This window comes from Mesotoga sp. UBA5847 (assembly GCF_002432735.1).
In the GTDB taxonomy this organism is placed as follows: domain Bacteria; phylum Thermotogota; class Thermotogae; order Petrotogales; family Kosmotogaceae; genus Mesotoga.
This window is the reverse complement of the sequence record NZ_DJGL01000075.1, coordinates 18,888-29,002: the sequence shown is the minus strand read 5'-3', so window position 1 is coordinate 29,002 and position 10,115 is coordinate 18,888. Positions and strand designations below refer to the sequence as shown.

The 10,115-nt window shown below is 44.6% G+C and carries 11 protein-coding genes; all 11 read left to right on the top strand.

The window, feature by feature from the left end; genetic code table 11:
• Positions 1-373: 373 nt before the first annotated feature.
• The 11 genes from B3K91_RS08915 to fabD all read left to right on the top strand — a co-directional run bounded on the left by B3K91_RS08915 (position 374) and on the right by fabD (position 9,911).
• Complete coding sequence (locus B3K91_RS08915; RefSeq protein ID WP_292594722.1) at positions 374-1,657, top strand: sugar transferase; 1,284 nt, start codon at positions 374-376, stop codon at positions 1,655-1,657.
• Positions 1,657-2,472, top strand: a complete 816-nt coding sequence (locus B3K91_RS08910; RefSeq protein WP_292594719.1) for an NAD-dependent epimerase/dehydratase family protein — start codon at positions 1,657-1,659, stop codon at positions 2,470-2,472. Before B3K91_RS08915 ends, B3K91_RS08910 begins: the two co-directional genes overlap by 1 nt.
• Positions 2,472-3,176, top strand: coding sequence for a sugar phosphate nucleotidyltransferase (locus B3K91_RS08905; protein ID WP_292594716.1), 705 nt, complete (start codon positions 2,472-2,474; stop codon positions 3,174-3,176). The genes B3K91_RS08910 and B3K91_RS08905 overlap by 1 nt, the downstream gene beginning before the upstream one ends.
• Complete coding sequence (locus B3K91_RS08900; protein ID WP_292594715.1) at positions 3,173-4,144, top strand: NAD-dependent 4,6-dehydratase LegB; 972 nt, start codon at positions 3,173-3,175, stop codon at positions 4,142-4,144. Before B3K91_RS08905 ends, B3K91_RS08900 begins: the two co-directional genes overlap by 4 nt.
• A gap of 9 nt (positions 4,145-4,153) precedes the next feature.
• The gene (locus B3K91_RS08895) at positions 4,154-5,254 is read left to right on the top strand and encodes a LegC family aminotransferase (protein ID WP_292594713.1); all 1,101 of its coding nucleotides are present in this window, start codon (positions 4,154-4,156) and stop codon (positions 5,252-5,254) included.
• Positions 5,251-5,886 (top strand): NeuD/PglB/VioB family sugar acetyltransferase, encoded by a 636-nt coding sequence (locus B3K91_RS08890; RefSeq protein WP_292594710.1) that lies wholly within the window; start codon positions 5,251-5,253, stop codon positions 5,884-5,886. The genes B3K91_RS08895 and B3K91_RS08890 overlap by 4 nt, the downstream gene beginning before the upstream one ends.
• A 2-nt stretch (positions 5,887-5,888) precedes the next feature.
• Positions 5,889-6,599 carry an MBL fold metallo-hydrolase gene (locus B3K91_RS08885; protein ID WP_292594708.1) on the top strand — a complete coding sequence of 237 codons (711 nt, stop codon included), beginning with the start codon at positions 5,889-5,891 and terminating at the stop codon, positions 6,597-6,599.
• 22 nt (positions 6,600-6,621) lie between these two features.
• Positions 6,622-7,707 (top strand): ketoacyl-ACP synthase III, encoded by a 1,086-nt coding sequence (locus tag B3K91_RS08880; protein ID WP_292594705.1) that lies wholly within the window; start codon positions 6,622-6,624, stop codon positions 7,705-7,707.
• Positions 7,700-8,455, top strand: a complete 756-nt coding sequence (locus B3K91_RS08875; protein ID WP_292594702.1) for an SDR family NAD(P)-dependent oxidoreductase — start codon at positions 7,700-7,702, stop codon at positions 8,453-8,455. Before B3K91_RS08880 ends, B3K91_RS08875 begins: the two co-directional genes overlap by 8 nt.
• A 64-nt stretch (positions 8,456-8,519) precedes the next feature.
• Complete coding sequence (locus B3K91_RS08870) at positions 8,520-8,738, top strand: acyl carrier protein (protein WP_292594699.1); 219 nt, start codon at positions 8,520-8,522, stop codon at positions 8,736-8,738.
• A 225-nt stretch (positions 8,739-8,963) separates the two neighbouring features.
• A complete protein-coding gene (gene fabD / locus B3K91_RS08865) occupies positions 8,964-9,911 on the top strand; it encodes an ACP S-malonyltransferase (RefSeq protein WP_292594696.1) in 948 nt (315 codons plus the stop codon).
• The last annotated feature ends 204 nt before the right edge of the window (positions 9,912-10,115 follow it).

Below are 10,115 nucleotides of genomic sequence, written 5' to 3'. Positions count from 1 at the left end.
CATGCATCATGGAACTTGCAACTGACGTGCGAAGGACGGCGGACCGTTGACGGTGGACTTGAGATGCTTCCTGCCGAAGCCAGCCTTGCGTCATCTCCACAAGAATCTTTACATTCCCTTCTCTCCCACAATATTGACTCATCTACGGATAGATTCTATAATTGATAGCCAAGGATAATAAATGAACCTAATCAGCGATAAACGGATTTCGAATTACTTGCGAATAAGATTGTGAAATGTTAACATACGTAAGGCAAATCGAATAGCTTACAAACCGAGTATTAACAACACGTAAGGCGAACAATGAGAAATCCTCGTTCTTCTTGTTTACCGTATTTGATCACTAGATTAAATAAGATCAGGAGGGGTACTTGTGTCAAGAAGAATAGCAAGACTGAAGTACCTTATCGCTTCTTTTCTGTTCGCTGCCCTTTTCTTCATCCAGTCACTTACGCTCACATGGACTCTCAGATTTGCCTTTCAAGCTCTTATACTCAATGTAGCTATCATGCTCGGCATATACGCCTTCAGAGGCTTCGATAACTCAACAACATACTCTCTAATCTCATGCATCGTCTCATATGTTTCAGGAACGATCCTCGGCATTCTCTTTGCCCTCATCCCGATCATCCTTTTCACTCCAAGGCTCCCAAGGCTGACATTCGGCGTAACGGCTCTCGTTGCAGCCTTAGTCTTCCCGCTTCTCTCATGCATGATGATGAGATATTCGATTAAGCATCTTCCCCCAAGAAGATATCTCGTCATAGGCAAAGAAGAAGAGCTAGCTCCAATCCTCGAAGAAGTGGAGAAGGCCTCGATGGGCAAGTTCGAAATCTACAGCTATATGAACCCGACAGCCGCTTCCCTCACACAGGCCATAACATTTGAAGAAACAAAGCCTTTCGATGCGATATTGATTGGAGATCCAAAGCTTGCAGAATCAGTTCAGCCAGTGTTGAATGAAGCAATCACTAATAGAACCTCTATAGAGTATTTGCCTACTCTGGTGGAAAACTCTCTTCACAGAATACCAGTGGAGATCATAGAAATATTCAAAGAGTATTATCAGATCGTGTTTTCTGAAGCGAGGATTTCGAGAAGAATCAGGGTGGCTGACATCATCTTTTCAGGTGCACTCCTTGTTCTCTTTTCTCCGTTCATACTTTTCAGTATCTTCTACATATTGATCCGCGATGGCAGACCGATCTTCTTCAATCAGCCGAGACATGGCTTGAACGCGAAGATATTCAGAGTGTACAAGTTCCGCACAATGGATGACCCGAAAGAAGGAGAGGACAAACCCGTTACGACTAAGAGCGGAAAACTGCTGCGAATGACCCGACTCAACGAGATTCCTCAGCTCTTCTCCGTTCTCAAAGGCGATATGAGCATAGTGGGCCCCAGGCCGGATATTCCATCGACCTATGAATACTGTACCAGAGAGATACCTTTCTACAGATTCAGAACGAAAGTAATGCCCGGGATAACGGGACACGCCCAGGTTGTATATAGATATGTTGACAAACTAGAATACGAAACCTTTGCCAGAAGGCTTTCATATGATCTATACTATGTTAAGAACTTGGACTTCAGGCTGTACCTGGCTACGATGCTTCGTACAGCGGAAGTAATGATCTTTCGAAGGGGTGCTAAATAGTGTCGAAAGTCTTGGTATCGAACGTGGAGAAATGGGTAACGCCTCATCTGGAAAGAGCCTTCCAGATAGACTATACAGAACAGCTAAAACACTCGAATTACAGCAGTTTCGATCCGGATATTCCATACATAATCGGTTTCGAATACATAGGAGAATTTACGGATATCGGTTCTCTTGGCGATGTGCTCACACTTGCAGCTCAGTCAAACAAACTCAAGACGATCATCTATCTCTCTTCCTATGGAGTGTATGCTCCCAAAAAAGGCCAGTTCAAAGAGTCGGATGTAGTCTGCCCGAAGAACTTCGTAGGAACAAGAGCCGCAATCCTTGAAGATATACTCGTCTATCTAGCAAATAGATATTCTCTCGATCTTACGATCTTGAGACTATTCAACCCTTACGGCCCGTATCAACTATCGCCTTATGTTGTTCCGACCGTTTTAGAGAGAATCGCCTCCTCCGGAACAGTAAACATAGGAGATTCAGAGAAAGTCCGCGACTTCTTCTATATCTCCGATCTCATAGATTTGATTAGTCTCATCCTTGAGAAAGATCCCAAAGGAATCGACATCTTCAATGTAGGCTCGGGCAATCCAACATCTATCAGCACACTTATTACAAGAGCACAGGAAATAACCGGCGGCGAATGCGACGTCCTCTTCGACGCCACAAAGCTCCGCGAAGAATACGACTACGATTACGCAGTTGCAGACATAAACAAGATAAAGAAAGAGCTCGGCTGGGAACCGAAGGTAAGCCTCGAAGAGGGCCTTGCGTTGACTTATCAGTGGATACTGGGCAGGAGTGGTAAGTAGTGTTCAAGTACGGCTTCATAATGGCCGGAGGCCAGGGCAAGAGACTTAGGCCCTTAACCTCTGCTATTCCCAAGCCTCTGCTGCCAGTGGGCGACAAGCCGATAATCCAACTGATAATCGAACACATGAAAGAGTTCGGAATAGTGGATATCTTCGTATCTGTCAACTACAAGAAAGAGATAGTAAAGAGCTTCCTTCGAGATGGCTCGAGATACGGAGTAAGCATTACATATATCGAAGAGATCGAACGCACGGGAACGGCAGGCTCTCTCGCTCTTCTTCCGGATGACTTCGATGACAAGATCATCGTCTCCAATGGTGATCTCATATGCGATGTCGATTACGAAATTATAAACGATCTGCTTAGAGAATACGATCTAGTGCTTACAGGAATAGAGAGAAAAATCCCTGTCGATTTCGGCGTTCTAAAGACAAACGGCACACCAGAGCTAATAGACTGGGAAGAAAAGCCGAATCTCCAGTACATAATAAACGGGGGAATCTACGGCATCTCGAAAAAAGTGATAACCTATATAAAGAACAACATACCGAAACACCAGTACATAGACATGCCGACCCTCTGGGGAATGATGAAAGATAATGGAATGAAACTTGCAGTTCATGTTCACAATGGCAGTTGGCACGATGTCGGAAGAATGGAAGACTATATGGCTTTGACAAGCAACGAGGAGGAAGCCAATTGAAGGCACTCGTGACCGGAGCCGGAGGCTTCATAGGTTCTCATCTAGCAGAATATCTTGTAGAGAAAGGCTTCGAAGTAAAAGCCTTCGTCCGCTACAACTCCAAAAACAACTGGGGCTGGCTCGAAGAATCGCCTCTCAAAGATAGAATAGAAGTTTATTCAGGAGATATAAGAGACTTCGATTCAGTCAAAAACGCGATGAAAAATATCGACGTCGTCTTTCACCTGGCCGCCCTGATCGGAATCCCCTACTCATACGTCTCACCGCTTGCCTATATAAAGACGAACGTTGAGGGAACTTACAACGTACTCCAGGCCGCAAGAGAGCTAAAAACACAGAAGGTGATCCACACATCCACGAGCGAAATATACGGCACGGCGCAATACGTCCCGATAGACGAGAAACACCCCGTCAACCCGCAGTCTCCTTACGCGGCGACGAAATCGGGAGCCGACCAGCTGGCGCTGACTTTTCACCGCTCCTTCGGCCTGCCCGTCTCCGTCATCCGGCCATTCAACTCCTTCGGCCCGAGACAGTCGGCCAGGGCAGTGATCCCCACGATCATCTCCCAGCTTCTGGCCGGAAAAAAGCGTATAAAGCTGGGTAACCTTGAGGCCACAAGAGATATGAACTACGTAATGAACACCTGCGAAGGCTTCTACCAAGCGGGTCTGCACGAGAGAAGCACTGGAGAAGTAATAAACCTCGGTTCGAACAGAGAGATTTCTATAAAAGACCTCGCGCAACTGATCGCGAGCCTCATGAACAGAGAGCTCAAAATAGAGATTGACGATGGGAGAATAAGACCGGATAAGAGCGAAGTCGAAAGACTCCTCTGCGACAGCTCCAAGGCAAAAGGGCTGACAGGCTGGGAGCCGAGACACACGCTCGAGGAAGGCCTGAAAGAAACGATCAAATGGCTTGAGAATAACATGGAGTACTATAAACCCGACATATATAACGTATAGGAGAAAGCGATGGACACGATATACCTTGACGCACCAAACCTCGGAGAACTTGAAAAGCAATACCTGCTCAAATGCGTAGACTCTACGTTTGTCTCTACTGCCGGACCGTTCATACCCGAGTTTGAAGCCAAATTTGCAGAGTACGTCGGCACAAAGCGAGCGATCTCTACCCAGAGCGGCACGGCCGCAATTCACCTCGCCCTCCACGAGCTCGGCATAGTTCCGGGAGACGAAGTCATAGTCCCCGTCATCACATTCATCGCCTCCGTCAACCCGATAACCTATGTCGGCGCTACTCCCGTATTTGTAGATATAGATCCGGCAAGCTGGAACATGGACCCGGAGAAAGTAGAAAAGGCGATAACGAAAAATACAAAGGCAATACTCCCCGTCCACATATACGGCAACCCCTGCGATATGGAGAGTATAACGGAGATCTCTCAAAGATACGGCATACCAATAATAGAAGACGCGACTGAAAGCCTCGGCGCTTCATACCACGGAATAAAGACAGGCACCTTTGGCTCTATGGCCTGCTTCTCGTTCAACGGAAACAAAGTAATCACCACGGGCGGCGGCGGAATGATAACCACAAACGATGAAAAGCTTGCCGACCACATGAAATTCCTCGTCAACCAGGCCAGAGACGAAAGCAAGGGCTACTACCACCCCGAGATCGGCTTTAACTACCGAATGACAAACCTTGAAGCCTCTCTCGGCCTTGCCCAGTTCGAAAGACTGCCCGATTTCCTCAAGAAAAAGAAAAGATACAACGAAATATATAGAGAAGCACTTAAAGATATAAAGGGAATAGAGTTTCAGGAAGAGTATCCCGATTCAATAAGCTCCTGGTGGCTTTCGTCTATAAAGATAAGCCACCCGACAAAAGACATCCCCCAGATCCAGAAGGAGCTCAAAGAAAGGGGAATACCTACAAGAAGGATATTCGTCCCGATAACTGAATTCCCTCCGTACCGGAAATACAAAAAAGAAGAATACCCCAACTCTTACGAACTGTACGAAAAAGGCCTGAACCTCCCGAGCTCCACACTCAACAGCGAGGAGCAGGCGGAGTTTGTGGCGAAATCAATATCGGAAGTGATGAGATGAAAGACCTGATAATAGTGGGAGCGGGAGATACTTCGAGAGAGATCTTGCAGATAGCAAAAGACATTAACAGAACTTCTATGACTTGGAATATTAAAGGATTCATCGCAGATGAAGGACTGGATATAAGTCAGCTTACAAAGGGTCAATACAATATTGTTGGTACAATAGAACATTGTATGCCCAGGGAAAACGAAGTCTTTGTTTGTGCAATTGCAACACCCTGGAGAAGAGAAAGGGTCGTTAATCAGCTGAAAGCAGTCGGTGCGGTTTTCACAAGCCTTATACACCCAACAGCAAGGTTGGACGATTATTGCGAACTTGGAGAAGGCGTAGTTATGTATCCTTACTCATCTGTAGGTTCAAACGCACGTTTGGGTGATTACGTATTCTTGCAGAGTACGACTGTTGCACACGATGTCTCAGTAGGTGATTTCACAACAATAAGCTCTCTTTGCGGCATTTTGGGAAGAGTGAAACTTGGGAAGCGAGTTTTTGCTGGTAATCATGCAACGATTTTGCCAAAAGTCTCAGTTGGAGACGATGCTTACATTGGCGCTGGCAGCGTAGTAATTCGCAACGTAAGAGCTGGCACCAAAGTATTTGGAAACCCGGCGAGAAGAGTGGATATATAAAGTTGGACGAGAGTTCGAAAGACTTGATCATAGAATCACATATATCTCCTCTGTTGAATTCGAATATGTATATTGTTCATAGCGGGAACCATGTAATAATGATTGATCCCTTCGAATCCGCAGAGACTTTGCAGCAGTTGATGCTGAATCATAAGGTGATTGACTATGTTATTCTCACGCACGAGCACTATGATCATATAAGCGGTGTTAACTGGCTTAAGGATAATTGCAATTGTATTGTTATGTGTAGCAAAGCCTGTGGACAGGAAATCGAGTCGCCAAGCGGGAACTTTTCAAAGTACTTTGATGCTTTGGCGCAAGTTGTTCCCATTAAAGGAGCACTTCCAGAATCCATCGAACCCTATTCTTGTAGAGCTGACAAGACCTTTGATAACAGCATAGAATTATCGTGGCAGGATCATCGTATATTTATGATAGAAACACCGGGACATTCAAGAGGCAGTATATGTATCCTGATTGACAACGATTACCTTTTCAGCGGAGACACGCTATTAAGAGACTATAACACAGTGACTCGACTAAAGGGTGGAAATCGTAAGCTATTCATAGACAGAACTATTGTATTTCTTAAGTCACTATCGCCAGAAACGAAGGTGCGACCTGGGCATTATGAATCGTTTGTGATTTCTGAAAGAAGAAAGTACTTAGCAAATTACTGTAATAACAGAGTTGATAAAGATACAGTCAACTGAGAAGAAAGGAGTGATCTTGGCAATGTCTAAAGGGAGAATTGAAAACATTGCAATTTCCGGAATCTCCTGTGCTTTACCAACTACGAGAGTTGATTCTGTATCTCGCTATGGGGATTTTGGCAAAGAAGCCGTAGACAAGATAATCTCAAAAACAGGTGTCGAAACAATATACAAAACGCGTGAAGAACAGACTGCTTCAGATTTGGGTTACGTAGCTGCTGAGAACCTAATTCACAAACTCGGTATCGACAAAGACAGCATAGGCGCATTGATTGTCGTCACTCAGACACCTGATTACAGATTGCCTGCTACCGCTTTTGTTCTTCAGCATCGATTAGGTTTGCCCGAAGAGTGTATCTGCTTCGATATCAATCTCGGTTGTTCAGGTTACGTAAATGGGTTGGTAGTCGCTTCGTCTATTATGAAGACCAGCAACGTTCAAAGAGCTCTGCTTATAGCTGCAGAGACCCCCACGAAGAGGATATCTCCTTTGGACCGCTCTCTTTCGATGATCTTCGGTGATTGTGGTACAGCCACTTTGCTTGAGAAAGACCCAAATGCCAGCCCAATAGTCTATGCGGTAAAATCATTCGGTGATAGATTCAAGAAGATAATCGTGCCTGCAGGTGCGTACAGGAATATAGGCGCACCAACTGAGAGAGTAGAATGGGCAGACGGTAATATTCGCTCCGATTACGATACATATATGAATGGCCAGGATGTTTTCGCCTTCACAATTATGGAAGTTCCCCGATATATACTTGGGTTCATGGAAGAGAATCAAACCTCTGAAAAGGACTATGATTACTTTATCCTTCATCAGGCAAACCAGTATATACTCAAGCAAATCGCCAGAAAGCTCAAAGCAGCTGAATCGAAGATCCCGATATCTATGATTCATTATGGCAATACAAGCAGTACTTCGATCCCTCTTGTTTTGTCCTTTCTAAAGGGGCAAGGGATTACTGGCAAAAAGAGATTTCTTATGAGCGGCTTTGGTGTCGGTCTTTCTTGGGGAGCGATAGATGCATGTATTGATGTAGCCGGAATACAGGCAGTAGTACATACTGATAGTTTCTACGGAGAAGGGGCGGTATCTCATGGTTAATCCTCCACTGCTTCGCGGCAAGACGATACTCATAACAGGAGCTTCCAGCGGAATTGGAAGGGCAACAGCAGTCCACTCAAGCAAACTGGGAGCAAGAGTCGTCATGATTGCCAGAAACGAAGAGAAGCTTCAGGCGGTACTAGAAGAACTCGAGGGCAAAGATCATAAGTGGTATAGCTATGACCTCAAAGGGATAGAAGGAATCGAAGGATTGATAAAGACGGTTGTGAATGAGAATGGACCACTTAATGGGTTCGTTCACAGTGCGGGCGTTTCGTTAATGAGACCACTAAAAATGACAACTTATGACTTCATACATGAAATGATGCTTATTAATTTCTATAGCTTCGTTGAGATTGTTCGCTACCTAAGCAAGAAGGGAAGATACAGAGAGGGAATGAGCATTGTCGGAATGTCCTCGGTTTCAAGTATAAGAGGCTTTAAGTCAAAGACTGCATATAGCGCTTCAAAAGCTGCAATGGATGGCGCTATACGTTCAATGGCGAAAGAGTTGGGCGATAAGAAAATAAGGATAAATAGTATTGTTGCAGGATTTGTGAAAACGGAGATGTTTGATAGATTTGCGGAAAGAACTGGCAGCACTGAAAGTGACAATCAGTTCAGCGCATATTGTCTAGGACTTGGTGAACCTTATGACGTTGCAAATGCAGTAGCTTTTCTTTTGAGTGATGAATCGAGAATAATAACAGGAACCGGTCTTGTAATAGACAGTGGTGCGACAAGTTGAACTCTTCGATAGTAGAATGATAGACGAATAATCGAGAAAATCATAACCAAAGGAGTGAATTTGAATGACAGATCAAGAAAAACTTGCGTTGCTTGAAGACATGCTTGAACTAGACGAAGGTACACTTAACGAGGAAGTAAAGCTGGAAGAAGTCGAAGGTTGGGACTCAATGGCAAAACTCTCACTCATAGTACTTATGGACGATGAGTTTGGAAAGAAACTGTCGGGAGAACAGATCAAGGGTTTTAAGACAATCAAAGATATTCTGGATTACATGGGCTAGATGGGCATTTGATTGGTTGCTATTATAAAATTAAGAAACCTAGTTCCGCTTTGAGTGGAATCCGTACCTGAATAATGATCTTTTTGACGGCATTCTGATTTTGATTACAGCTTCAAAGTTCATCTTGAGTGAATCAGAGTGTTTGGAATACTGCAAGATCTGCTCAGGATAACGGGGCACTTACTTAACCACGAAGCTTACTTGAGTTCTAAGAGAGGTGTAAGTATGAGCAAAATCGCTTTTGTGTTTCCAGGACAGGGTTCGCAGTATGTTGGTATGGGATCTGATTTCATTCGTGAGTTCTCTGTTTCGTCAGACGTTTTTCTCAAGGCTGACCAGGCGTTGGGCTTCTGTATAAGTCGCCTCTGCTTCGATGGACCTGAAGAAGAGCTCATCAAGACAGAGAATGCCCAGCCAGCTATACTAACGACCTCTATTGCGATCTTGAAAGCTGTGGAACAAATGGGAATCAAATGTGATATCACTGCCGGGCTCAGCCTTGGCGAATACACCTCTCTTGTTTATTCAGGCGCATTGAGTTTCGAAGATGCTGTGAGAGTAGTAAAGAATCGCGGGAAGTATATGCAGGAAGCTGTACCGCTGGGAGTCGGAGCGATGGCAGCTATTGTGGGGTTGGATATCGATAGACTTACAGAGATTCTACAATCATCGAAAGAGCTGGGTGTCGTTGAAATAGCGAACTATAACTCCCATGAACAGATAGTAATCTCAGGAGAGAAGAACGCTATCAAAGACGCTGCGAAGAAAGCTAAACATGCAGGAGCTACTAAAGCGGTTGTCTTGCCTGTAAGTGCTCCGTTCCATTGCAGCCTGCTAAAGCCGGCACAAGAAAGGCTAGAAACTGATCTTAATGAAATTCGATTTTCCGACTCGCAAATCCCGATTGTAACTAATGTATTTGCAAAACCGAGCACCGAGAAGGAAGTGCTACGCTCTGCCCTTGTGAAACAAGTAAGCCATTCCGTTCTCTGGAAAGACAGTGTCGAAACGATGCTGGATCTTGGCGTAGACACATTTGTAGAGATCGGTCCTGGCGATACATTGACAAAACTTGTAAGGAAGATCGCCGAACATAATGAGAAAGAAATCCGTATTTTCACCATAAGTACAGTTGATCAGTTGAAGGAGTTTTTCGAGTATTCCGGGAGCTGAATCTGAAGCTGGCAAATGAAAAGTGTTCACCATTTGTCGAAGCTGATTAATATGCTGTTCTCTGATGAGGATTGCTTTTAGTGCGAATAATGTTTGCTCACGTAGATTGGAAAAGCTCTTGACAATGAAGGATATTGGGTTGAAGATATGCAATAATCTCCGGGAAATCAAAGGTGTGTAGTATGAAGAAGGTTTTCCTAACAG

Excerpts from the sequence above, each read along its gene's own strand:
- B3K91_RS08880 (WP_292594705.1), top strand. The coding sequence starts at position 6,622 with ATGTCTAAAGGGAGAATTGAAAACATTGCAATTTCCGGAATCTCCTGT.
- B3K91_RS08890 (WP_292594710.1), top strand. The coding sequence starts at position 5,251 with ATGAAAGACCTGATAATAGTGGGAGCGGGAGATACTTCGAGAGAGATC.
- B3K91_RS08875 (WP_292594702.1), top strand. The coding sequence starts at position 7,700 with ATGGTTAATCCTCCACTGCTTCGCGGCAAGACGATACTCATAACAGGA.
- fabD (WP_292594696.1), top strand. The coding sequence starts at position 8,964 with ATGAGCAAAATCGCTTTTGTGTTTCCAGGACAGGGTTCGCAGTATGTT.
- B3K91_RS08895 (WP_292594713.1), top strand. The coding sequence starts at position 4,154 with ATGGACACGATATACCTTGACGCACCAAACCTCGGAGAACTTGAAAAG.
- B3K91_RS08870 (WP_292594699.1), top strand. The coding sequence starts at position 8,520 with ATGACAGATCAAGAAAAACTTGCGTTGCTTGAAGACATGCTTGAACTA.